This is a genomic window from Halomonas sp. 141, from assembly GCF_002810305.1.
Lineage (GTDB): Bacteria > Pseudomonadota > Gammaproteobacteria > Pseudomonadales > Halomonadaceae > Vreelandella > Vreelandella stevensii.
Genome location: NZ_PINZ01000180.1, coordinates 1 through 236, shown reverse-complemented (window position 1 = coordinate 236; position 236 = coordinate 1). Strand labels below are relative to the sequence as shown.

The 236-nt window shown below is 34.3% G+C and carries 1 protein-coding gene; it reads right to left on the bottom strand.

Features of this window, described 5'->3' with window-relative positions:
- Window positions 1-236: hypothetical protein (locus CWI66_RS17910; protein ID WP_198517628.1), on the bottom strand; the 236-nt coding region annotated here is incomplete at both ends.

Sequence of the window (236 nt, the reverse complement as noted above, 5' to 3'; positions counted from 1 at the left end):
TAGCATAAATATTCGCCTGAATCCAGATATTGCCACGAATATATTCGCCAATATTAAAGTTTTTGTACAAATCATTTTTTGTAGCAATGCGCACTAATATGGCAGGAAGGTTGTCTTCTAAAACTAAAGTGACATCATAAAGGGTATATTCTGCACCCATAAATGACATTGAAGTTTTACCGACAATATTACCTTGGAACCAAGCTTCATCTTCTTGACCAAGATTTTCTCCATAT